General features: G+C 58.0%; 21 protein-coding genes. 11 read left to right on the forward strand and 10 right to left on the reverse strand.

Annotation, left to right across the window (positions count from 1 at the left end):
• The first annotated feature begins 125 nt into the window (after nucleotides 1–125).
• The gene (gcvP, locus tag H6F57_RS05355; protein ID WP_190627871.1) at nucleotides 126–3,041 is read left to right on the forward strand and encodes an aminomethyl-transferring glycine dehydrogenase; all 2,916 of its coding nucleotides are present in this window, start codon (nucleotides 126–128) and stop codon (nucleotides 3,039–3,041) included.
• A gap of 92 nt (nucleotides 3,042–3,133) precedes the next feature.
• The gene (locus H6F57_RS05360; RefSeq protein WP_190627870.1) at nucleotides 3,134–3,796 is read left to right on the forward strand and encodes an HAD family hydrolase; all 663 of its coding nucleotides are present in this window, start codon (nucleotides 3,134–3,136) and stop codon (nucleotides 3,794–3,796) included.
• Between the two features lie 45 nt (nucleotides 3,797–3,841).
• Here the strand turns inward: H6F57_RS05360 and dapF are convergent, their stop codons facing one another.
• Entirely contained in the window at nucleotides 3,842–4,690 is an 849-nt protein-coding gene (dapF, locus tag H6F57_RS05365) for a diaminopimelate epimerase (protein WP_190627868.1), read from the reverse strand.
• 51 nt (nucleotides 4,691–4,741) lie between these two features.
• On the opposite strand from dapF, the gene H6F57_RS05370 reads away from it, so the two are divergent.
• The 3 genes from H6F57_RS05370 (at nucleotide 4,742) to H6F57_RS05380 (ending at nucleotide 5,899) form a co-directional block, all read left to right on the forward strand.
• Nucleotides 4,742–4,906 carry a hypothetical protein gene (locus H6F57_RS05370; RefSeq protein ID WP_190627866.1) on the forward strand — a complete coding sequence of 55 codons (165 nt, stop codon included), beginning with the start codon at nucleotides 4,742–4,744 and terminating at the stop codon, nucleotides 4,904–4,906.
• A gap of 74 nt (nucleotides 4,907–4,980) precedes the next feature.
• Entirely contained in the window at nucleotides 4,981–5,193 is a 213-nt protein-coding gene (locus H6F57_RS05375; protein ID WP_190518127.1) for an RNA-binding protein hfq, read from the forward strand.
• A 160-nt stretch (nucleotides 5,194–5,353) separates the two neighbouring features.
• Nucleotides 5,354–5,899 carry a late competence development ComFB family protein gene (locus H6F57_RS05380; protein WP_190627864.1) on the forward strand — a complete coding sequence of 182 codons (546 nt, stop codon included), beginning with the start codon at nucleotides 5,354–5,356 and terminating at the stop codon, nucleotides 5,897–5,899.
• Nucleotides 5,900–6,001: 102 nt separating this feature from the next.
• Here H6F57_RS05380 and H6F57_RS05385 read toward each other — a convergent pair whose 3' ends face one another.
• The 5 genes from H6F57_RS05385 to H6F57_RS05405 all read right to left on the reverse strand — a co-directional run bounded on the left by H6F57_RS05385 (nucleotide 6,002) and on the right by H6F57_RS05405 (nucleotide 13,653).
• Complete coding sequence (locus H6F57_RS05385) at nucleotides 6,002–7,930, reverse strand: SLC13 family permease (protein WP_190627862.1); 1,929 nt, start codon at nucleotides 7,928–7,930, stop codon at nucleotides 6,002–6,004.
• A 316-nt stretch (nucleotides 7,931–8,246) separates the two neighbouring features.
• Nucleotides 8,247–9,671 (reverse strand): amidase, encoded by a 1,425-nt coding sequence (locus H6F57_RS05390; RefSeq protein ID WP_190627860.1) that lies wholly within the window; start codon nucleotides 9,669–9,671, stop codon nucleotides 8,247–8,249.
• Nucleotides 9,672–9,673: 2 nt separating this feature from the next.
• A complete protein-coding gene (locus tag H6F57_RS05395; RefSeq protein ID WP_190627857.1) occupies nucleotides 9,674–10,993 on the reverse strand; it encodes a dihydrolipoamide acetyltransferase family protein in 1,320 nt (439 codons plus the stop codon).
• A gap of 127 nt (nucleotides 10,994–11,120) precedes the next feature.
• Nucleotides 11,121–11,570: a YlqD family protein gene (locus H6F57_RS05400; protein WP_190628106.1), complete on the reverse strand. Its 450-nt coding sequence runs from the start codon at nucleotides 11,568–11,570 to the stop codon at nucleotides 11,121–11,123.
• A gap of 112 nt (nucleotides 11,571–11,682) precedes the next feature.
• Nucleotides 11,683–13,653: an AMP-binding protein gene (locus H6F57_RS05405; RefSeq protein WP_190627855.1), complete on the reverse strand. Its 1,971-nt coding sequence runs from the start codon at nucleotides 13,651–13,653 to the stop codon at nucleotides 11,683–11,685.
• 293 nt (nucleotides 13,654–13,946) lie between these two features.
• On the opposite strand from H6F57_RS05405, the gene H6F57_RS05410 reads away from it, so the two are divergent.
• Nucleotides 13,947–14,141, forward strand: a complete 195-nt coding sequence (locus H6F57_RS05410) for a hypothetical protein (protein WP_190627853.1) — start codon at nucleotides 13,947–13,949, stop codon at nucleotides 14,139–14,141.
• On the opposite strand, the gene H6F57_RS05415 is transcribed toward H6F57_RS05410, so the two are convergent.
• Both H6F57_RS05415 and H6F57_RS05420 read right to left on the reverse strand, forming a co-directional pair.
• Nucleotides 14,142–14,513, reverse strand: a complete 372-nt coding sequence (locus H6F57_RS05415; protein WP_190627852.1) for a cupin domain-containing protein — start codon at nucleotides 14,511–14,513, stop codon at nucleotides 14,142–14,144.
• Nucleotides 14,514–14,555: 42 nt separating this feature from the next.
• Nucleotides 14,556–16,283 (reverse strand): GGDEF domain-containing phosphodiesterase, encoded by a 1,728-nt coding sequence (locus H6F57_RS05420; protein WP_190627850.1) that lies wholly within the window; start codon nucleotides 16,281–16,283, stop codon nucleotides 14,556–14,558.
• A gap of 369 nt (nucleotides 16,284–16,652) precedes the next feature.
• Here H6F57_RS05420 and H6F57_RS05425 point away from each other — a divergent pair, with 369 nt between their 5' ends.
• Nucleotides 16,653–18,560 carry a serine/threonine-protein kinase gene (locus H6F57_RS05425; RefSeq protein WP_313933601.1) on the forward strand — a complete coding sequence of 636 codons (1,908 nt, stop codon included), beginning with the start codon at nucleotides 16,653–16,655 and terminating at the stop codon, nucleotides 18,558–18,560.
• A gap of 97 nt (nucleotides 18,561–18,657) precedes the next feature.
• Here the strand turns inward: H6F57_RS05425 and H6F57_RS05430 are convergent, their stop codons facing one another.
• Complete coding sequence (locus tag H6F57_RS05430; protein WP_313933600.1) at nucleotides 18,658–19,578, reverse strand: transglutaminase family protein; 921 nt, start codon at nucleotides 19,576–19,578, stop codon at nucleotides 18,658–18,660.
• A gap of 437 nt (nucleotides 19,579–20,015) precedes the next feature.
• Here H6F57_RS05430 and H6F57_RS05435 point away from each other — a divergent pair, with 437 nt between their 5' ends.
• Both H6F57_RS05435 and codA read left to right on the forward strand, forming a co-directional pair.
• Nucleotides 20,016–20,204, forward strand: coding sequence for a replication restart DNA helicase PriA (locus H6F57_RS05435; protein ID WP_190627847.1), 189 nt, complete (start codon nucleotides 20,016–20,018; stop codon nucleotides 20,202–20,204).
• 201 nt (nucleotides 20,205–20,405) lie between these two features.
• Nucleotides 20,406–21,638: a cytosine deaminase gene (codA, locus tag H6F57_RS05440; protein ID WP_190627845.1), complete on the forward strand. Its 1,233-nt coding sequence runs from the start codon at nucleotides 20,406–20,408 to the stop codon at nucleotides 21,636–21,638.
• Between the two features lie 387 nt (nucleotides 21,639–22,025).
• Here the strand turns inward: codA and H6F57_RS05445 are convergent, their stop codons facing one another.
• Nucleotides 22,026–22,790: an SDR family oxidoreductase gene (locus H6F57_RS05445; protein ID WP_190627844.1), complete on the reverse strand. Its 765-nt coding sequence runs from the start codon at nucleotides 22,788–22,790 to the stop codon at nucleotides 22,026–22,028.
• Nucleotides 22,791–22,926: 136 nt separating this feature from the next.
• Between H6F57_RS05445 and H6F57_RS05450 the strand changes: the two genes are divergently transcribed.
• Both H6F57_RS05450 and H6F57_RS05455 read left to right on the forward strand, forming a co-directional pair.
• A complete protein-coding gene (locus H6F57_RS05450; protein ID WP_347279962.1) occupies nucleotides 22,927–23,181 on the forward strand; it encodes a high light inducible protein in 255 nt (84 codons plus the stop codon).
• 160 nt (nucleotides 23,182–23,341) lie between these two features.
• Nucleotides 23,342–23,485, forward strand: a complete 144-nt coding sequence (locus H6F57_RS05455; RefSeq protein WP_190627840.1) for a chlorophyll a/b-binding protein — start codon at nucleotides 23,342–23,344, stop codon at nucleotides 23,483–23,485.
• The last annotated feature ends 133 nt before the right edge of the window (nucleotides 23,486–23,618 follow it).

Genomic DNA, 23,618 nt, shown 5'->3' on the forward strand with positions numbered 1-23,618 from the left:
TCCCTTGAGGGTGCAGGTGGGCAGCAAATTTATCGCCAATGTTTCAAGATATGAATGAAGAGGCGCTTAGATCCTGGGCGCGATCGAGGCAAACCTAACCATTTTGGAGCCATGCGCAAACGGGTATGACGCAACTTTTTCCCCAGACCAGCACCGTTGATGCCGACACCGCTATTCCAGGGAGCAACGGCACTGCCCCTGCGGCTCCCCTCAGCCCCTTTGCAGCCCGCCATTTGGGGCCTACCGCCGACGACACCGAGGCAATGCTCGCAGCCCTAGGCTATGCCACGTTGAATGAGCTGATTGATGCCACTGTGCCTGCAGCAATTCGGCTACCCCACGCTCTCAAGCTGCCTCAGGGAGGAGATGAGGCCACAGCGCTAGCCCAGCTCAAAACTCTCGCCAATCAGAATCAAGTGTGGCGGTCATACCTCGGCCTGGGCTACGCCAACACCTTCACTCCAGCGGTGGTTCAGCGCAATGTGCTTGAAAATCCCGGCTGGTACACCCAATACACCCCCTATCAGCCCGAAATTTCTCAGGGGCGGCTAGAGGCCCTGCTCAATTTCCAAACCCTGGTGGTCGATCTGACTGCCATGGAAATCGCCAACGCCTCTCTGCTAGATGAAGGCACCGCCGCCGCCGAGGCCATGACCTTGGCCTTCAACGCCCGCAAGAAAAAAGACGCCAAAACCTTCTGGGTTTCCGCCGCCTGCCATCCCCAGACCATCGACGTGGTCAAAACCCGTGCCTTACCCCTGGGCATTGAGGTCGTTGTGGGCGACCACCAAACCTTTAGCTTTGATACTCCGGTGTTTGGGGTGCTGCTGCAATACCCCGCCACCGATGGAGCCATCTACAACTACGAAGACTTCGTGACCCAGGCCCATGCCAACCATGCCCTGGTCACCGTCGCCGCCGATCTGCTCAGCCTGACCCTGCTGCGTCCGCCTGGCGAATTTGGCGCTGATATTGTGGTCGGCAACACCCAACGTTTTGGGGTGCCATTGGGCTTTGGCGGCCCCCACGCCGCTTTCTTTGCCACTCGCAGCAGCTTTGCCCGCAAGCTACCCGGCCGCTTGGTGGGCGTTTCTAAAGACACCTACGGCAACCCGGCCCTGCGCCTCACTCTGCAAACCCGCGAACAGCACATTCGCCGCGACGCCGCGACCAGCAATATTTGCACCGCCCAGGTGCTGCTGGCGATTATGGCCAGCATGTACGCGGTATACCACGGGCCGGAGGGGCTGCGGGCGATCGCAGCCCGCATCCATCACCAAGCCCAGACTCTCTCTGCCGCCCTCATCAAGGCTGGCTTTGAGCTAAGCAAAGAGCCGATATTCGATACGCTGCGGATTACAGTGGACGATGAGGCCGCCATCCTTGCCCGTGTCGCCGACCACCGCATCAACCTGCGCGTACTCGATGCCCAAACCCTGATTGTCGCCCTTGACGAAACCGTCACCGACTCCGATCTCCACGACCTCATCACCGTCTTTACCGGCGATCCCAATTCAAAACTCAAAACTCAAAACTCAAAACTCCCCCACTCCCTCCAACGCACCTCCCCCTACCTCACCCACCCCACCTTCAACCGCTACCACTCCGAAACGGAGATGCTGCGGTACCTCTATCGCCTGCAAAACAAGGATCTTTCCCTAGCAACGGCGATGATTCCTCTGGGTTCTTGCACCATGAAACTCAACGCCACCGCCGAGATGGTGCCTGTCACCTGGCCCGAATTTGGCCAGATTCATCCCTTCGCACCTGCCGAGCAGACCGCAGGCTACCGGCAGTTGTTTGCCGATCTAGAGACCTGGCTGGCCGAAATTACCGGGTTTGATGGCGTTTCGCTTCAGCCCAACGCAGGTGCCCAAGGCGAATACGCTGGCCTGCTGGTGATTCGTGAGTATCACCAGCAGCGGGGCGACCACCACCGCAACGTCTGCCTGATTCCCCAGTCGGCCCACGGCACCAACCCCGCCAGCGCCGTCATGGCCGGCATGAAGGTTGTCCCCGTTGCCTGTGATGAGGATGGCAATATCGATGTGACCGACCTACAGGCCAAGGCCGAAAAGCACAGCGAGAATCTGTCGGCCCTGATGGTCACCTACCCCTCCACCCATGGGGTGTTTGAGGCGGGCATTGCTGAAATTTGTGCGATCATCCACACCCACGGCGGCCAGGTCTATATGGATGGGGCCAATATGAATGCCCAGGTAGGTCTCTGCCGTCCCGCTGACTTTGGAGCCGATGTTTGCCACCTCAACCTGCACAAAACCTTCTGCATTCCCCACGGTGGCGGCGGGCCGGGTGTCGGCCCAATTGGGGTGAAGGCACACCTGGTACCTTACCTGCCGGGGCACAGCCTAATGAGCGGGGTAGGCGGCGATCAGGGCATTGGCGCGGTGACGTCGGCCCCCTGGGGCAGCGCCAGCATTCTGCCAATTTCGTGGATGTATATTGCCATGATGGGCGGTGCGGGGCTGACAAGAGCCACGGAAATCGCCATTCTCAACGCCAACTACATTGCCCAGAGATTGGCGGGGCACTACGACATTCTCTACACTGGGCAGAACGGACGAGTAGCCCACGAATGTATTCTCGACGTGCGACCCTTCAAAAAGTCGGCGGATATTGGGGTAGAAGATGTGGCTAAACGGCTGATTGACTACGGCTTTCACCCACCTACCATGTCGTGGCCGGTGGCGGGCACGCTGATGGTCGAACCTACGGAGAGCGAGTCGAAGGCAGAGCTAGATCGCTTCTGCGACGCGATGATCGCCATTCGCGACGAAATTCGCGCCATTGAGAATGGGGAGAGCGATCGCGACAATAACTTGCTCAAAAACGCGCCTCATACGGCGATTGATCTGGTGTCTGACTGGAATCGTCCCTACAGCCGAGAGCAGGCGGTGTTTCCGACGCCGTTTACCCGCAGCGCTAAGTTTTGGCCAGCGGTGAACCGCATTGATCAGGCCTACGGCGATCGCAACCTAATTTGCTCCTGCACCGGCATGGATGCCTACAGCGACGCCTAGGGGTTTTCTCGGTCTAGGAATTCTTCAAATTCGCTGCAAGCCGCGGCTTTGCCTTTAAGCTAAAGCTGTTCAGTTGCTAGACATTCAACGTAATGGCTAATTCTCCGCAACCTCGGGTGATTTTTTTAGATGCGGTTGGCACGCTGTTTGGTGTGGCGGGCAGCGTTGGCGCAGTCTACGCCGGCCTAGCCCAGCACCACGGCATTGAGGCTGACCCTGCAACCTTAAATCAAGCGTTTTTTCGGGCCTTTAGAGCTGCCCCAGAAATGGCTTTCCCCGGTAGCGACCCAGCTACAGTGCCCGAGCAGGAGTATCGCTGGTGGCGGGTGATTGCCCAGCAGACCTTTAGCAGCGCCGGGGTGCTCGATCGCTTCGTAGACTTCGACAGTTTTTTTGCCGACCTCTACGCCCACTTTGCCACCGCCGCCCCCTGGGAACTCTACCCCGACGTGCCCCCGGCCCTCGATCGCTGGCGGCGACGCGGCATCACCCTGGGGGTAATCTCAAACTTCGACACCCGGCTATATCAAGTGCTCGAAGAACTCAACCTGGCCCCCTATTTCAGCTCAGTTACGCTTTCGTCTGAGGCCGGGGCTGCCAAGCCCGACCCGCTAATTTTTGCCACCGCGCTACAAAAGCACCGCTGCGACGCCAGCCAAGCCTGGCACGTCGGCGACAGCAAAACCGACGACTTCGAAGGGGCCAAAGCCGCCGGGCTGCACGGCATCTTAGTTAAGCGACCCATGAATGGGTAGGCTCCTCCGCACCACCTAACCCACCTCGACCCGCCGCCGAGCGCCCTAAGCTCTGGTGCCCTTAAAGGCCAACTCCGCCGGGCCAGTCATATAGACCCGATTGTCGGCGGCTGACCACTCAATGTAGAGGGGGCCACCGGGAAGTTCTACAGTGGCAGCGCGATCGCACACCCCATTCAGCACCCCTGCCACTAGCGAGGCGCAGGCCCCGGTACCACAGGCCAGGGTAACGCCCGCGCCCCGCTCCCACACCCGCATTTTGAGGTAGTCGGGCCGCACTACCTGAATGAACTCAGTGTTGATCCGCTGGGGAAATACGGTGTGGTGCTCGAACTGAGGGCCAAGGCTTTCTAGGGCGATCGCCGCCACATCCTCCACAAACGTGATGCAGTGGGGATTGCCCATACTGACGCAGGTCACCTCCCAAGCTTGCTCGGCTACCGTCAGCGGGACAGCAACCACCTTCTGCTCAGCCGCCGCCAGGGTAGTCGGAATTTCCTGCGCTAGCAGGTAGGGTGGCCCCATATCAACCGTCACCTGGCCATCGGGTTGCAGGGTGGGCGAAATCAGCCCCGCCAGAGTGTGAATCCGGTAGGTATGGGGTGACTGGGGGGCTTTGCCATCGGCAGTTTCTAAGGTTTCTAAGAACTTGGCCATACAGCGAATGCCGTTGCCACACATCTCCGGCTCAGAACCGTCGGAGTTGTAAATGCGCATGGTGTAATCGGTGCCCCCCTGCCCCGGCAGCGCAAAGATCACCCCGTCAGCACCAATGCCAAAATGGCGATCGCACCACTGCACCGCCATCTCCGGGCTAATTACCGGCTCCACCTGGTGACGATTGTCCACCAAAATAAAGTCGTTGCCCAAGCCGTGGTACTTGCTAAATTCCATAACGCGCCGCTGCTGAATGAGTGAGACTTAATTATCGGCCAAATTTGGGAGATGGGGGAGGTAGAAAAGATGAGGGAGGTAGGGGAGATGGAGGAGGTAGGGGAAATAGAAAAAATTGGATTCGGAACAGCTTGGATTGAGATTGAGGCGGCATCGATCTTCCCCATCCCCCTCATCTCCCCTACCTTCCCCATCCCCCTCACCTTCTTTGAATAAATTTCCTCCCCTTGTCACCTAGCCCCACTAAACGGGGTACCGTAAGACCAGCATAAGTTCAGTGGCCTAGCACCATGTCTCAAGAATTTGCCACCGGGTTGCCGAGCGTGCGACAGGTTCAAAATCTAATTCGCGATAACGCCCCCATCGAGGTCAAGCTCATCACCGGTGACGTTATTACTGGTCGTGTCGTATGGCAAGACCCTCAATGTATCTGCATACAGACCGAAGACCAGAGCAAGCACCAAATTTGGAAGCAGGCCATTGGCTTCTTAAAATATTCTTAATTCGTCGCTGTGCCCCCGAGCAGTCTTCACACGTTCCTGTGGTCTGCTGAATTGATTGGGGAAAACTAAACTCAGGTGGATGCCTACCCCTGTTCATATCCCGGTCCCCTGTTTTCCAGTAAAGCCGTTAATCCGCCAGTTTCATGGAGCTTTTGGCCAAATGACTATCGAAAAAATTGTTGAACAAGCCCTACAAGACGGCTACCTGACCCCTGCCATGGAGGCCGAAGTGGGTCGTATTTGCGACACCGCTGCCGAGCTTTCGATCGAAGAATATATGGCCCTCGATCGCCTGATGGGTGCCCTGCTAACCGGCGAAGTGGTGGCTGTGCCCCGCAAGCAGTTCATCAACGTGATGGAAGAACTGGTGCTGACCGAGGCGATTTCACGGGTGGCCGAGATTGAGTCAACTTCCGATAAAACCCTTGATTTGGGCGATATCGCTGCCTACGCCCTTAACCGGCTGCCGCCTCTCTATGCCACCACCGAAGAAGGTGCCAACTTCCAGCGCGAAAATGCTCGGGGCGAGCTGTCTGCCCTAATTGCCAGCCAGGTACAGCAGGCCATTTCTCGCAACCTCGACAAGCCCGACTTTTACCCCGAGCGCCAAATCATTCAGAAGAAAACTGGCGACAACGTGCTCAACCAAGTCAGCTCGCTGCTGCAAGACCACGCCCACAAGTTTGAACCGGCACCAAAGGCGTAGCTATCTACCCTAGGGCGGAGGGCCTTTCTCACTCCACAATTCCTTGACCAGGGCCTAGATCGCGCTAAACCGTAGCTCTAGGCCCTGGTTTGTCTTTGAAGGTTAAAACGGGTACACCCGTGGGGTGATTAGTACCGTCAGCACCCAAAAAGCTAGATTGAACGGAATGCCCACCCGCATAAAATCGGTAAACTTATAGCCCCCGGGGCCATAGACCATGAGGTTGGTCTGATAGCCAATCGGGGTGCTAAAGCTGGCCGAAGCGGCAATCATCAGAGCCACCACAAAGGGAATGAAGCTCACCCCCAAACTCTGCGACAGCGATAGCGCAATGGGAAACACCACCGCCGCCGCTGCGTTGTTGGTAATCACCTCGGTGAGGACGGTGGTCACGCCATAGACAATGGCCAGGGCCACCCACGGGTTATCGCCAGCCAGGCCCAGCACCCCACCCGCCAGCACGGCGGCGGCTCCGGTGACCTCCAGCGCCTTGCCCAGCCCCAGGGCGGCGGCCACCACCAGCAGCACCGACCAGTCAATGGCGCGCAAGCCCTGCTGAAACGAGCAGCAGCCGGTGAGCACAACCAGCAGGGCAGCTAGGGTGGCGGCATTGAGCATATCCATCCAGCCGGAGGTGGCCAGGGCCACCATCACCACTAAAATCACTAAAGCCATGGGGGCGCGATCGTGACGCAGCGGGTCGGAGTTGGGCACCTCGCTAACCAGGTAAAAATCACGAGAAGCCCGACGCTCCTCCAAAAACGAGGGATTGGCTTCTAACAGTAAGGTGTCACCCGTCTGAAGCCGAATGTCGCCAATTTTGCCCGACAAGCGCTCACCATTGCGGCCCACCGCCAGCACTACTGCCCCATAGCGGCTGCGAAACTTGCCCTGGCGAATGGTAATGCCCACCAGCGGACAGGTGTTCGATACCACCGCCTCCACTAAGGTACGCCCGGTGCGAGGGGTATCGAGCTTAAACACCTGGTCGGTGGCGGGCTGCAATCCTCGAATTTGGTTGAGGTCAACAATCGAGTCGACCATGCCCACAAACACTAGCTGATCCTGCCCTTGCAGCACCTCTTGGGGGCCAATGGCAGTCAGTAACCGCCCCCCTCGCTGAATTTCGGTCAGATACAGCCCCGGCAGGTGGCGCAGCCCAGCCTGCTCAACAGTTTTACCCGCCAGGGGGCTGTGGTTTTCGACCACCATTTCGACGGTGTACTCTCGCGGGTCGTCGGTGTCCGTAATGGCGGGCTTGCGCTGGGGCAGCAGCCAGCGCTGGGCCAAAACTAGCATCAGGGTACCGGCGATCGCACAGGGCACCCCCACCGGCACCAGATCAAACAGCTTGAGGCCGGGGTAGTCGGTTTCAGACACTAGCAGCCCGTTGACCACCAGGTTGGTGCTGGTACCAATCAGCGTACACATGCCCCCCATAATGGCCGCATAGCTGAGCGGAATCATTAGCTTAGAGGGGCTGATGCGCAGCTTGCGGCACCAGTCACTCACCACCGGGATAAACATCGCCACAATCGGCGTGTTGTTGAGAAAAGCGCTCATGCCCAGTACTGGCAGAATTAGCCGCAGTAGCGCTGTGGTTTGCCCCTTCGGTAGGCCCAACACCGCGCGCGAAATCATATCTAACCCGCCGGTTTGCTGTAGCCCAGCAACAACGACGTAGAGTACGCCTACCGTCATCATGCCAGGGTTGCTAAATCCGGCCAGGGCCGTAGCCGTATCGAGCACCCCCGTCAGCAACAAAATAGCGAGGGAGGCCAAAAAAATAGCATCGGCGGGCAGGGTGGTGAGGGCATTGAGCAAAAAAGCGCTCAGCGTTACGCCAATCGTCAACCAGCCCCCCCAGGTTAGCTGCTCCGGCAGCGTCACCAGCCCTAGGCCTAGGGCGCCCCCTACAGCAATTGTCAACCCGAGGACCAGAGCCGCAACCAGGACACCTCTGTGGATCGTCTTTTGACGGACTGAAAATGTATCGTACCGTTGCTTATCCTGGAGCGGATCGTATTCCATAAAAAGCTAACTGGGGATACTGCCCTAAATACAGGGAAATGAAGCGATCGCGCCAGCTCAATAGCTGCAACTGTTAGTTGCCCGATCGACGTACCGGGTCTATACCGCTTCAAAGGGGGTCGCCAAGCGGCGACACCTAAGTCAACGAGGCAATTGCTGTGAAATTCATTTTGAAGCGAAGTAGGCTCTCAATCCCGCTCATCTTAACAGCGAGAGCAGTGCGAATTAACTCGGATTAGCATTAGCTTCAGTCAGCGACCGAAACGACAGCGACAACAAAATTTCGCCTCTATGCAATCTGAGCAGCGCCTTTGGGTTAGGTGCCGCTTACCTCCGTGGCAAACGCAGGGCGCTGGTGACTCCAAGGGCTAGCTTGTTCAAGCTGCGTGGCCAGGGCCAGCAAAGTGGCTTCGTCGGCAGGGCGACCCACCAGCTGCACGCCAATGGGCAAGCCGTTGGGGGCAAAGCCTCGGGGAATCGCCAAGGCAGGCTGGCCGCTGGCATTAAAGGGTGGACAGGGGGCTACCCAGTTGATGACATTGTCGAGTACTTGGGGCGATCGCAGCCCCTTCCACTCGCCGACTTTGATCGTGGGGTGCATGTACACCGGCAAAATCAGCACGTCGTAGGGCTGACAAAATTTCACGATCTGACGAGCCACCTGCTGGAGCTTGGCCACCGATCTCAGGTAGGCACCACTGTTAATCCGCCAGGCCCGCCAGTAGAGCCAACGATTCATCTTTTCCATGACGACCCAGGGCACGCCGACCTCTGTCAGCACAGATTGCCACACCACCACAAAGGGTTCGATCAAGTCTTTCAAGTTGGGGAAGATCACCTCTTCAACCCTGTGGCCCAGATTTTCGACCTGCTGCACGGTTTCATAGATAGCCTGGCGGCAGACTGGGTCAACCTCGCCAATCGGGTCAAGACGGGTTGCGTAACCAATTCGCAGCGGTTTAGGCGGCGTATCCAGCCCGGCTAGAAACGACGGCTCTGGATCGGGCAGCCAGTAGGGATCGCCCACTTCGTAGCCGCTCAGCACATCCAACAGAGCGGCTGTATCAGCCACAGTACGCCCCAGGGGTCCATTGACGGCCAGCCCGTTGAGCCGCTCTCCCACGGGTGAAAAGCTAATTCGCCCCCGAGAGGCCTTCATGCCCACAAGGCCACAGCAAAAGGCCGGGCCGCGCAGCGAACCGCCGCCGTCAGATCCCTGAGAAATCGCGCACAGCCCCGCCGCTAAGGCCGCCGCCCCGCCGCCGCTGGAGCCCCCTGGCGTATAGGCCAAATTCCACGGGTTGCGGGCGGGCGGAAAGCCCGGTGGCTCGGTGTAGGGTAGAGAACCAAGCTGGGAGGTGGCCGTTTTGCCTAGAATAATCAGCCCCGCCTGGCGCAGCTTGCCGACGATGTAGTCGTCTTCGGGAGCAATGAGATTGCAGGCGGCCTTGAGCCCATAGGCGCAGGCCACCCCCTCTACCGGGTTCAGGTCTTTGACCGAGACTGTGACCCCAAACAACGGCGGCAAATCTCCAGGATTGCCGACCAAGTGCTCGGTTTTAGCCCTGGCATCGGCCAGGGCCTGCTCTGCCATCACCGTCACATAGGCCCCCAGAGACGGGTTGAGCCGCTCAATGCGCTCCAGGTAAATTTCTGCTAGCTCTAGGGGGGAAATGTCTTTATTGCGAATCAGCCGAGCTTGTTCGAGAGCAGGCAAGAAGGCAAGATCGACTGAATTCATAGCTACAGGGTTAAGGACTGGGGATTGTTTTCAATCACGTTGGCCAGATCCTTGAGGAAAGCGGCAGCATCGGCCCCGTAGATGATGCGGTGGTCGCAGGTGATATTAACCTGCATCTGGCGCTTGACGCCCATCAGGCCGTCAGGGGTGGCAACCACTGTGGGGCGAGAGGCCCCGATCGCCAAAATCGAGCCTTGCCCCGGCGGCAAAATTGCGTCAAAGCGATCGACTCCAAACATGCCCAGATTCGACAGAGTGAAGGTGCCAGAGGTGTACTCATCGGGTTGGAGTTGTTTGGAGCGCGATCGCGCCACCAGATCCGCCCAGGTGCGCGACAGCGAATAGATATCGTACTGGTCGGCATTCTTTAGCACCGGGGTAATCAGACCGCCCCCTTCCATCGCCACCGCCACGGCGATATTAATGCCTGAGTGGTACTGCACGCCCTGGTCGGTAAAGCCGGCGTTAAGCAGTGGGTGCTTTTGCAGGGTGACGGCTACGGCCTTGGCCAGCAGCGCCGTCATAGTCACCCCCTTAGACTTGATTTGTTTGTAGAGAGCATCCAAACTGTCGGTGGTAATGGTGTAGCCCACGTGGTAAGTGGGTACCGCCAGGCTAGCCACCATGTTGCGAATAACAGCCTGCTGCAAGGTATTGAAGGGCACAACCTGCCCCAGGGGAGCGGCGCTGGGGGCGGGAGCGGCTGGGGCGGCAGAAGGAGCGGGAGCCACAGGGGCAGCAGACACCGGTGGCACCACCGCTGCCAGTGGCGTTGCCACCGGCCCAGTAACAGTAGGATTTTTGCCCGCCGCCAGCTCCACATCTTGAGCCACAATGCGGCCGTGGGGGCCACTGCCCTGAAGGCTAGTGAGGTCTACCTTGAGGTCTTTAGCCAGCTTGCGGGCGCGGGGAGAAATAACCACTCGACCGCTACGGCTGCCAGAGGAGGCCCCATTTTGGGTAGCAGGGGTCGGAGCTTCGACCACGGCCACCGGGGCAGCGGCTTCGGGATTGGGGCTGGAGTCACCCCCAGCAGCACCGGCTTTGGCAGCAGCCTGCTGTTTGGCGGTCTCAACTTCGGCTTCGGTTTCGGCCAACAGGGCGATCGCCTCACCCACCGGAGCCGTGCCGCCCGCTTCCACCACAATGGCGGCCAAAATCCCTTCGTGGAATGACTCCACATCCATGTCGGCTTTGTCAGACTCGACAATCACCACCGTCTCGCCTTTTTCTACCCTGTCGCCGGGGGCTTTGACCCAAGACACAATTTTGCCTTCGGTCATGGTTGAGCTGAGGGCAGGCATAAAGACTTCGCGAATCATGGAGGTGACTTCCGAAACAGGGTAAAACGACAGAGCAGCAGAGATGCCAAGGATTTATTCTATCCCCAAGGCTGAACCGTTCGAGCGTTTAAACGTTCAAACGTAGGCGAGCTGAGACGTGCCTAGACTAGAGTTCGCCGCGAATCTCCTGAATCACACCGTCCTTGATCAAGATTTCGACCTGGAGCTTACGTACCAGATTGTCGCCCACTGAGACGTTGAAAAAACTCTCGACCTTGCCCTGATCCACTTCGGCATCGATCGCGATGGTCTGCACTTCCTGGAGCTGTTGTAGGCTCTGGTTTTTTTGCTGAAGCAGCTTGCTTTTGTCTTGGTTGAGCTGATTTTGAATGTTGCCCATCTGCTGCTGAATGGTGCCGCTGGGGGGCTGCCCTTCGGCCTGTTTTTGCAGTTCGGATACCATACGCTGGCCCTGCATTTCAAGCTGTTGCAGACGGCCGTCAACCTGGTTAATCTGGGTCTGGAGCTGCTTTTGGGCCTCCTCTTTCCACAGGGGAGTCACAATGGCTTTAATGTTGACCACCCGCTTGAGCAGCAGCGTTTGATTCTCATCCATAATCTTTGACGCAATAAAGAAATCACCAATACCGACTACGACCATCGAGCACCGTGGCCGGACTATTCCACCGGGTGCGGCTGAGGTTAGTGAAGTCTTTACACCACCGCAGCTACACAAACATCGCGTCAATCATATCGCGATACCGGGTCGTAACCACGGGACGACGGACTTTTAGGGTTTGGGTGAGCAGGCCGTTATCAATGGAGAAGGGTTCGAGAACCAGGCGAAAGGGGCCGACGCGATCGTCGGGACGATAGCCGGGGCGATCTTTCACCTCGCGGCCCAGCTCATCGCGAAACAGCTTCTGCACCCGCTCGTCATCAAGGGTGATGGCGATGCAGTCGGCGGGGGCGGGGGTGTCATCTCCCGGCACCGCCACAAACAGAGAGTGAGTGGCAGCCCAAGCCTGGAGAGCATCGACATTGGGCACGATCAGGGCACCGAGCGATCGCTGATCTTGGCCCACCAGCATGATCTGGTCGATGTACTTGCTGCGAATGCAGGCGTCTTCGATGGGCTGCGGCTCAATGTTTTCGCCGTTGGTCAGCACAATGGTGTCTTTAGCCCGCCCGGTAAGCACTACGTTGCTGTCGCGGCTGATCCAGCCCAGGTCACCCGTATCGAACCAACCCTCGGAGTCGATCGCCTTTTGGGTGGCCTCAGAGTTGCGGTAGTAGCCCTCCATAATCTGCGGACCCCGCGCTAGTACCAACCCCTGTCCGCCCTGGGGCAGCTCCTGGCGGGTTTCAGGATCCACCACCTTGATTTCAGTAAAGGGGATGGGCTGCCCCGCTGCCCCCCGCAAATTCCGCCAAGGACGGCGGGCCGAGAGCACCGGGGCCGTTTCGGTCAGGCCGTAGCCCACGATCAGCTGTACGCCGATGATTTCAAAGAAGACATCAATGTGCCGGGCTAACGAGCCGCCGCCGCTGATCAGCTGCTTGACCTGTCCCCCAGTGGCTTCACTGACTTTGCCATAGACCAGCTTTTTGCCCAGCTGGTGCAGGGGCCACAGGGCTAGGGCCACCACCCCCGACCCCAATCGCTTGAGGGACGGCAGGTCAGGCTCGTCAATTTTCATATCCTGGTAGCGCCAGAGGTTTTCGACGTAACGCTGGCTAAGGCCAAAAAAGGTGAAGATCAGCTTTTGCTTGCCGGGGGTTTGTTCGCGAAACTGCTTTTGCGCTCCTTCGTAGATCGACTCCCACAGGCGGGGCACCCCCACCATGTACTGGGGTTTGGTGGCCTTGAGGTCGGCCTTGAGGTGGCGAATGCTGCTGTAGGTCTGAGTGCAGCCCCGCGACAGTAGAAAATACTCGGCAGTGCGCTCAAAGCTGTGCCAGGACGGCAAAATGCCCACCACGCGATCGCCCGGCTCAGGCTGCACCACCGCCTCTAGGGTGTTGATCTGGTGGATCAGATTGCGGTGGCTAAGCATGACCCCCTTAGGCTGGCCAGTGGTGCCGGAGGTGTAGATCAGCGTGGCCAGATCTTCGGGCTTGATGGGCACTGGGGTGTAGGGGCGATCGCGCCCCAGGGCCATCAGCTGACCAAAATTGAGAATCTTGAGGCGATCGCCCTCGGGCGGCGCTTCGTCCGACAGCAGGATCACTAGAGGAATGGGCAGGGTTTCGATGCGATCGCGCAGCCGATTCAGCAGCGCTAGGGTCTCCACCACTAGCACGGTGCTCTCGCTGTGCTCGGCGATGTAGGCTAGCTCTTCGGTTTCGGCGGTGGCGCTGCGCACCGCGTTCATGCCGCCAGCGGTCATAATGCCCTGGTCGGCAATAAACCAGCGGTGGCTGTTGTCGGCAAACAGAGCCACATGGGCGCGGTTTGCGACGCCTAGGGCCTGCAAGCCGGTGGCAAAGGTGCGAATGGCCTCGGCCAGTTGGCGATAGTTGAGGGTGGCAGCGGGCTTGTAGTGGGGGTCGTTGAGGGCCACCGTATCGCCGTGTTTCTCGGCCACAATGGGCCAAATTTCGTGCAGGGCCTGGAGCCGCTCGTAGGAGTTGAGGGCTTCTAGGCTGGCGCGATCGCGCTGTCGCACCTCTTGCAATGCAGTTGTGGATACGGGCATAGCGGCCACCAAAAGTTTAGAAAAGCTTGCGGTAATCCTACCGCAGCCTGACTCAAGGCTAGCCCTAAAGCCTACGGGGCTTAACATTCCCCCTTCCAGAAATTCAACTGGCCAGCAATTGGCCTGGTAAAGAGACGGGGTGCGATCGCCAACCTTCAGACGGATTTAGGGCATGGCAAACAGATTTTGTTTTTGGCAACGCAAAATATAAATAGTCAGGGTTAGACGGCCCAGCGACCGCTGACACCGTCCCGCCGAGTTCTGTATTCGAGTCCAGCGAGACTCAAAATTTCATGTTATGCACTTCTTGCCACAACAAGCCCCACTGCTTGGCCGCCCAACTGGCCGAGGGGGACGCTGCCCTAGCCCAAATGCTCGAGCAGCTCAAACGCTGTAGCCTCAAATCCTCCCGACGTGATCTCGGACAGTCGCTCAAAACCACGCAGCCCCAAGCCCTCTGGAAGCGCTTGGGGCTGCGATCACGCTAGCTAGTCAGCCGCCTCAAACACCGTCTCGTCTTCCTGTCGCCAGGCGGGATCGACCAGACAGATAAACACCAGCGGGCCATCTCCCGTGTTGCGAATGTGCTGGCGGGCATGGGGCGGAATGTACACCGCATCTCCCGGCTCGACCGGACTAGTTTCACCGTCGATCGACATTTCTCCCTGCCCCGTCAGAATGTAGTACACCTCAGAGGTGATGAGGGCATGGGGGGTAGACACCTGCCCCGCTGGCAACACGGCGTGGGCCAAACTGTAGCGCAGAGCGAGGTCTTGCTTGTCGGGGTGCAACAGCTCTCGCAGCTGGGTACCGTCACCAGCGACAAATTCAGGGCAGTCAAGCAGTTTACGAATCAGCATGGCAGCGGCAGTTCCAGTAACCCTGCTGCCAGCTGCGCCTCCTTAAGCGGGGCGGGTGACAGTGGGCAGGTCAGACAAAAGGGCAGCTTTCTTCGCCATCATAGCCTCGACGGCGTCGGGTGCTAGGGGACGGGAATACAGATAACCCTGGCCCAGCTCACACCGCAGCGCCTTGAGCTGAGCGTGGTGGCGCGATGTCTCGACTCCTTCGGCAACCACATCGAGGCCCAAGTTCCAGGCAAGGCGCACCACCGACTGCAAAATCTCCAGCTTTTCAAAGTCCTGGTCGGCGTTTTCAATGAAGGAGCGATCGATCTTCAGGCAGTCAAAAGGAAAGCGGTGCAGATAGCTCAGGGAAGAATAGCCTGTGCCAAAGTCATCCACCAGCAGCTTAATGCCTAGAGCCCTAATTTGCTGAAGGGTGGCAATAATGCTGTCGGAGTGGTCGATCAGCACCCCTTCGGTCAGTTCAATCTTGAGCCGATTGGCCACAAAGCCGGTGTTGAGCAAAATTTTCTGAATTTTTTCGACGAGGTGCTGCTGCGAAAACTGCTTGCTCGACATGTTGACGCTGACCGTAAACTCAGCCATAGCAGGGTACTGCTCAGTCCACACCTGCATCTGCCGACAGGCTTCGGTCAGCACCCACCAGCCCAGGGGAATGATCAGCCCACTGGCCTCGGCAACGTCGATAAACTCCCCCGGCATCAGCAGCCCTCGGGTGGGATGCTGCCACCGCACCAGGGCTTCAAAGCCGCGAATTTCTTCGTTGCTGATGGTGACGATAGGCTGGTAGTGCAGCCGTAGCTCCCCGCGATCGATGGCCTGGCGGAGGTCAACTTCGGTTTGCAGGCGCAGATCTTTCTGCACCCTGAGAGAACTGTCAAATACCTGCCAGGCCCGATCAGGATGATCTTTCACCTGATCCATGGCCGCATCGGCATCGCGTAGCCAGTCGAAGGCGCTTTGGTAGGTCTTGGCGCCGAAGGCAACCCCAATGCTGGCGTTGACGGAAACCTGCTGAAGCCCAAAGGGTTGCTGCACCATCGCGTGAATTGTTTCGGTCAGAGCGATCGCACTAGCGTAGCTGGTCAGGTTGTCTAAAAGTATGGCAAACTCGTCTCCCCCCAGCCGCGCAACGGCGTTGTCGGGGCCAACCTGGGCCTGGAGCCGGGTTCCTAGCTCGACTAGCATTTCGTCGCCTACCTGGTGCCCTAGATTGTCGTTGATCAGCTTAAACCGCTCTAGACCGATGACCAGCAGCGCCATCACCCGTTGGGGGTTGTCTTGGGCACAGGCTAGAGCCTGACCCAGCCGATCGACAAACAAATGGCGGTTGGGCAGCCCGGTGAGCGGGTCATAAAAGGCCTGCTGCACTAGACTGGCTTCTTGCTGTTTGGCGGCGGAGATATCGCGCAGGGTAAGCAGCGCCATGCCAGAAGACAGGCTACCGCTACAGGCCACCCAGTGGGTCTGGTGGGGGTGCCCCACGGCCAAGATAAATTCTTCGTTGTGTAGGTGCTGGCCAGCGAGCACTCGGCCTAGGGGTAGTTCTGACGGCACGAGGGGCCACTGCTGCTGATCGAGCACCTGATAATCTGGCCGGTCGCCGCTGCCCCCTAATCCGGCGATTCCCCCTGGGAGCAAGGTCTCGGCCGCCGCATTGCAAAACAGCAGTGCCCCGCCCAGGTCAGCCACAACGACCGCGTCAGGCAGGGCGCTCAGCACGGCCAGGTAGATCTCGGCATCGAGGCAAAGGGGCTGTGACATAGGGCTAGAGGTGAACGAAGGGGAGGTAGGAGAAATCCAGCGCTGGTCTATCGACAGGGGCGATCGCAGCGGGTAGATTTAGCTTGCCCAAAATAGCGGCTGGGGTTTGCCTGAGGCGACCCCTCCCTGAGGCGTAATGCCCTAACTCGGCTTGAGATTAAGATAAAGTGCTGTAAAGGGTGTGTAAGGTCGCTGGGGGTTGTCCCTGGCGGTCAGCTCAAGAAAGCCAGTCAAGCCCTAAACTAAAGCTGGTTATTGGCGGCGAAATTTGACGCAACAGTTCAAACCGCGACCGTTCAACCCAACAGACCGACCTCGGAGCCAAAAAATTCTTAAGCCAGCCCGATCGCCTGTGGCTCTGCTGCAGCTGTGGGCAACCAGCCAGCTGGCCTACCGCTGGGCACCGGGCTATTGAGTCTGTGGTTAAATGACCAGGCTGACAAAGACATTCTGGGCAGCATGGAGCAAACACTACTGGGAGGACGGTACCAAGTTGTCCGGCGGCTGGGGTCAGGGGGGTTCAGCCGTACCTTTTTGGTGACCGATATACACCTGCCGAACCACCCTCGGTGTGTGATCAAGCAGCTCAAGGTACAGGACAAAGACACGGGCACCCTCGACATGGCCCGGCGGCTGTTTGACACCGAAGCTCGGGTGCTCTATCAGTTGGGCAACCATCCCCAAATTCCGTCGCTGATGGCCCACTTTGAAGAGGATCAAGAGTTTTATCTGGCCCAGGAATATGTCGAGGGTAGCCGCCTCAACCGTCAGGTCGAAGAGGGCAAACCCTGGTCCGAGACACGGGTAGTGCTGCTGCTGCAAGAGGTGCTGGAGATTCTCTCCTTTGTGCACCGCCAGCAGGTGATTCACCGCGATATTAAGCCCTCTAACCTCATCCGCCGCCACCGCGACGGCAAGCTGGTGCTGATCGACTTTGGGGCGGTCAAGCAGGTCACCTCATCCCCCTTACTCGATGCCGAAACTGGTGCCACCAACATCACTGTGGCTATTGGCACCCACGGCTACATGCCCAATGAGCAGTATGCAGGCAAGCCACGCTTTAGCAGCGACGTGTATGCCGTGGGCATTCTCGGCATTCGAGCGTTGACCGGCATCCATCCCCAAAAAATTGAAGAAGACCCCATTACCAGCGAGCTGTCCTGGCGCCACCATGCCCCGACGGTGTCATCGTCGCTGGCGGCCGTGCTCGACAAAATGGTGCGCTACGATTTTCGCGATCGCTACCCCACGGCCCAAGAAGCCCTTGAAGCCCTGCAAAATCTGCCTAACCCTCTGCACGGCCTGCTGGGCACCCAAATCTACCAAACCTGGATGAAGGGAGCTAACGGTCGAGGGCCAACTTTTCCGGGGGACGACAGCGATACCGCCATCGGCCCTACCGAAACCTCAGAGCCCACAGCCTTTGCCGACGACCAAGACTCCACGTCACTGTTTCCAGTCAATTTTGCCTATGGTGCCAGTGAAGCGGTGACGCCAGTGTCTTCAAACTTGGCGCTAGAGGAGTTTAGGCCCTATGCCCGCCGTCGATCGCTGGTGGTCGGCAGCCTGATGGGGGCGCTCAGCCTGCTAGTGCTCTGGCGCAGCAGCCTCACCATTGCCTTTGAGCCCAGTCCAGGGGCTGTCGTACCGTTTCAGGCGGCGGCAATTCCTACCCTGACCACCGATTTTGGCCTGCTGCTGCCCCCTGAAGAAAAAGCGGTCTACCTGACCCGCCAGGGCGATCGCCTGCGCTACCAGGGCCGCCACCCCGATGCCCTCGTTACCTACAACCAAGCCATCGACAGCCAGTCAGACTATGCGCCAGCCTACCTAGGGCGCTGCCGAGCCCTGATTGCGCTCAAACGCCCACTGGAGGCCATTGTGGCCTGCGACGATGCCCTGGCCTACAGCACTTACTACCCTGAGGCCGTCCGCAGCAAGGGCAATGCAGAAGAACAGCAGGGAAAGCTGCTAGCCGCCCTAGCGCTCTACGAGAGCACCAATCGCCTCATGCCTGCCATGTTTGAAGCCTGGCTCGATCGGGGCCGCGTGCTGCATAAGTTAGGGCGCTCTGCCGAGGCCATTGCCGCCATCGACCAGGCGATCGCCCGCAACCGCGAGTCAGCCGAAGCCTGGACCGTGCGCGGCGAAGCTACCTGGGCACTCCAGCGCTACGACCAGTCGATCATCGCCCTCGAAAAAGCCTTGCAAATTAACCCCGACTACGGCCCGGCTAAGGAGTTGCGTAAGCGTGCTCGGCAAACTTTGGGGAAGTGAGGGAGGTGAGGAAGATAAGGGAGATGAGGGAAATGGGGTTAAGCAAGAGTTTTACACTTTCGCCTTCCCTGCTTACCTTCCCCATCCTCCTCACTGCCTAATCTCTCAGCACCTCCACCCGAATCTCAGCCTCTAGACTAGACCCCACTCGGCTCCCCTCTTGAGTTGTGCCGCTGACGGGCAGAGTTTGTGCCGGAAAGGGGCTGGCCACTAGGGCAATATGGCGATCGCTGACCGCTAGCCCGTGGGTGGGGTCAAAGGCGCGCCAGCCGCCACCGGGCACGTAGGCCTCGGCCCAGGCGTGCAGGTCGCGATCGAGACTTGTGCTATCGCCCTCCTCATAGCCGCTGACAAAGCGAGCCGCTATCCCCACTGCCTGGCAGGCCTCCATAAACAGCACGGCAAAGTCGCGGCAGCTGCCCAGCTTTTTGCCCCAGGTAATACCCCCCGGCCAGGGAGCGCCCGTTGGACGGTTGGTGTACTCACAGGTTTCGTAGATGCGGCCCACCAGAGCGGTCAAAAAAAGGCCAACGTTGCCCTCTACTTGGTGAGCCAGCGTCTGGGCCAGGTCAACCACTCCAGGCCCGAGGGCAGGGGCACTGGCTGACACCAAGTAGGGCGCTAGCACGGCTTTTAGGCTGGTGGAATAGTCGATGGGCAAGGTGGTAGCCCAGGGCTCAGCCAGATAATCAAAGGGGTTGGTGCGGCAGGTCTCGACCTCAGCAGTGGTGATAATTTCAAACTGCTCTACGGGGTGAGGCGCAAACCACAGGCCCACGGTGCTGTTGCCATCGGTGTCTGCGATCGCGCTCTGCTGGGTTGGCGTTGGGGTGACCTCAAGGGTAAAGTGCCGCAGCTGCTGAGCACCATCACTACGGGGGCGCAGGCGCAGGGTGTGGGGCCGCAGGGTGACGGGCTGCTGATAGCGGTAGCGGGTTAGGTGACGAATTTGATAGCGCATGGCCAAGTAAGAATTGAGCAGAAACCGTAGCGGAGCACAGACAGACGATAACGCCACATCAAGCTGGATAAACTTATTTTGTGTTCCCGAGCCTACCTACAATAGTGACAAGAAAACTAGCGATCCCCACAATCAGAACAAAAAGGTAGGGATCCAAGCCTAGAGATTAAAGATAAACTCAACAGCCGGTCGCTATCCGTCGCCTCAGAATTGTAAACAACCCGATCAATCTTCAACCTGCTTGCTCTATCTAAAGGCGGGGATCATTGCCCCAGGCTTGATCCCAAGATTAAGGATTTATAAAATAGAGTTGCGTCCCCTAAAGAACGAGGCGATAATAAACAACAGGGAAGATGAGATTTTGGCCTGTGATTTTTGAGTATTGCTCAAGTAATTCTTGCAATATTTTTTCCATTGCGAGAGTTGTTTTTAATAAGATCTGACCCAAATAATATCCCTTAATTGTTCTGTCAAAAAGCTGCCGGAGTTACAAAATGATTGGTCATTCTCAACAAGTACACTGCCCCAACTGTGGACACTTAGCCGAAAGACACCACACTTACCCCGAGCAGCAGGTGCAAACTCAGTGCGCCGCTTGCGACTACCTCATGATCACCTGCGCCATCACCGGCAATGTGATTGAGGCCCACGCACCGGGTATATTCGCCGCTTCGGCTTGCTAGCTTAGGCTTGACCAATCGACCGGCATTCACCTAGGGTTCTTCCCCCTTAGGTCATTTCAAATTCGTATCCCCGGCACTGCCTCAGCGGCAGCGTCGGGGATTTTTAATTAGGGGTTGCCCGCTGGGGATGTCTTTGGCTGGGGCGAAGTTGGTATAGTCGAGGCCGTAACGACAGGGCAAACTGCGCCAAAGGGGCTCGCCATGGACATGATTTTGCGAAACGGTAAGCTACCCAGCGGTGAGTCAGTCGATATCGGCTTTGAGGATAGCCGCATACGGGCAATAGAACCCCACTTAGCCAGTTCAGCCGCCCAGGAGCTTGTCCTCGACGGCAGGCTGGTAAGCCCACCCTTCGTAGAATCGCACATTCACCTTGACTCGGCACTGACGGCGGGACAGCCGCGCTGGAACCAGAGTGGCACCCTGTTTGAAGGCATTGAGATCTGGCGCGATCGCAAACAGTCTCTCACCCTAGAGGATGTCAAAGCGCGGGCGATCGCCACCCTCAAGCTCCAGGCTCAGCAGGGGGTGCTCTTTGTCCGTAGCCATGCCGACGTCAGCGAAACCAGCCTCACCGCCCTTAAGGCCCTACTAGAAGTCCGCGACACCGTCAAAGACTGGATCACCATGCAAGTCGTTGCCTTTCCTCAAGACGGCCTCTACGACAGCCCCGGCAATCTTGAGTTGATGGAAGAATCCCTCAAACTGGGAGCCGATGCCGTCGGCGGCATTCCTCACTACGAAATGACCCGCGAAGACGGCGTGCAGTCAGTACACCGCATTTTTGAGCTGGCCCAGCGCTACGATCGCTTGATCGATATCCACTGCGACGAAATCGACGATGACCAATCGCGCTTTTTAGAAGTGGTCGCCGCCTGCGCCGTGCGATCGGGCCTTGGGCCTCAGGTCACCGCCAGCCACACCACCGCCTTTGCCAGCTACAACAACGCTTACGCCTTCAAACTCATGGGTCTGCTGGCGCGATCGCAGATCAACTTCATCGCCAACCCCTTGATCAATATCACCCTTCAGGGCCGCACCGACACCTACCCCAAACGGCGCGGCGTCACCCGCGTCAAAGAACTCTGGCAGCAAGGCATCAACGTCAGCCTCGGCCACGACTGCGTGCAAGACCCCTGGTATAACCTGGGTACCGGCAACATGCTCGATGTCGCCTCCATGGCCGTCCACGTCTGCCAAATGACCGGCCAAGACGAAATCGCCGCCAGCTACGACATGATCACGACCAATGGTGCCAAAACCCTCGCCCTAAACGACTCCTACGGCCTTGAAGTCGGCAAACCCGCCAACCTCATCGTTCTCGATGCAGATAGCCCCTATGACGCCATCTGCCACCGCGCCACCGTCACCCACGTCTTCTCCCGAGGCAAGCTGCTGGTGCAGACGAAGCCCCCAGAGGTGAAGTGGGAGTAAGGAGTAGGGAGTAGGGAGTAGGGAGTAGGGAGTAGGGAGTAGGGGGCGGATGGGTTGATGAGGAAGGTGAGAGGATGAGGAAGGTGAGGGAGTAGGGAAGTAGGGGTGAATGTTGCTCACAAGCCAATTTGCAAAATGAAGGTTTAAACCGAGGATCGGCCAGTCCTTTCCGCGAGGTCAAGGACGACGGAACGTTCTTGTTGACGGGGGCCTGGGGCCAGCAAAATGGCCCCAGCAGCAGATCTGGCTTTGAACCCAATCGTGCGCCGCAAACCCAGATCTTTGGCTAAGAAAACCTTATCCTAGATAGTAGGCAGTGCCCACCCTACCCACGGCTCACTCCAGCCCCTCGTCCTTTGGGAGAGGGGAGCGATTCATTACGTTCCTTTAATGAAAATAGGACGCCCCATTCACATCAAACGTCGCCCCTGTGGCATGGGGCGCTAACCCCGCCACCAAAAACGCCACCAAATTGGCAATATCCTGCGGCTCCGCCGGAGCCCCCATCGGGATATCCCGCGTCACATACTCCGCCCCTCGCTCTGCCATCACCTGCTCAATGCGATCGGTTCGCACAAACCCAGGCGCGATCGCATAGGCCCGCACCCCATCCGCCGCAAACCCCTTCGCGATCGTGCGAGTGAGCCCAATCACCCCACCCTTCGACGCCGCATAGGCCATAAACTCTGGCCCATCACCCCGAAATGCCGCTCGACTCGCCAAGTTGACCAACGTGCCGCCCCCCTGAATCTGAAAGTGGCGAATTGCCTCTCGACATAGATCGGCCATGGCAACGAGGTTGACCTGAAGCGTCTCTTGCCAGGCGATCGCCCACTGATCCCACTCAGCTGCAATTGAGGCGGCGGGCATAGTCGCAGCATTATTAATCACTGCATTCACGCTGCCTCGCCAGGCTAGGGACTGGTTCCACAGCTCTAGGGCAGCCCCTGGCACCGCCAAATTGGCCTGAACCAGATGAATGCGCTCATGCTCCAGGTCAGCAGCGAGCTGTTTCGTCTCGGCCTCACCCTGGCTGTAGTGAAGAATAACCGCCGCTCCCGCCCCGTGCAGAGTACTGGCGATCGCAGACCCAATCCCTCGCGAGGCTCCCGTCACCAACACCGTGCTGCCCTGCAGATCAATCAACGTCATGACCCTTGCCGTTAGTAGTTAGCACCCAGAGTTTTGCCGCTGCCCTGTCCTCGCAACCGAGAACAGGGCAGCCATAGCCATGTATAGCGCAGCTTAATTCATCAGAAATGTAAACAAGTTTGCAATATTTGTTTATATTGCGTTACAATCGGTTCACAGAAGCAACGGAGAACACCCCATGACCACTAACGGTTACATCACCGAAGAAGGCGGTCGTTTGAACAACTTTGCCGTTGAACCAAAAGTTTATGTCGATGACAGCCAGCAGTTCGGCTTCAATGAATACGCCGAAAAGCTCAATGGTCGCCTAGCGATGCTCGGCTTTGGATCGGCGGTGCTGTTTGAAGTCGCCACAGGCCATGGCATTGTTACCTGGCTAACCAACCTGTAGACCAGGGTGGTGCCGGGCTTAGGTAGGAATAACGACTTGAACGATTGAACTGCGGCCATGGGAAAAGTCATCGTTTCCACACCTCCACCCCAAAAATATGTGTTACGTTAAGTAACAGGATATTGATTTCGCCCCTCTAATCATTTAGGAGATATCCACCATGGAAACCAACCAAACCAAGTTCGGCTTTGTAGATTTCGCAGAAACCTGGAACGGCCGTCTGGCTATGCTAGGCTTCGTCATTGGTGTAGCTACCGAGTTTCTGACCGGGCAAGGCATTCTGTCCCAAATCGGCATCATGTAGAGTTCTGTAAACTCACATAGCAAAATAAACAAATGAAAGGGGAGGTGCTAAAACTAGCACCTCCCCTTTCGCTTTGTACTTCTAGATTTGCCAAAACAAAGCAGCCCAGGTCTAAATCTGCGAACCGGCCTAG

The organism is Leptolyngbya sp. FACHB-60, from assembly GCF_014695775.1.
Classification (GTDB): Bacteria; Cyanobacteriota; Cyanobacteriia; order Phormidesmidales; family Phormidesmidaceae; genus Nodosilinea.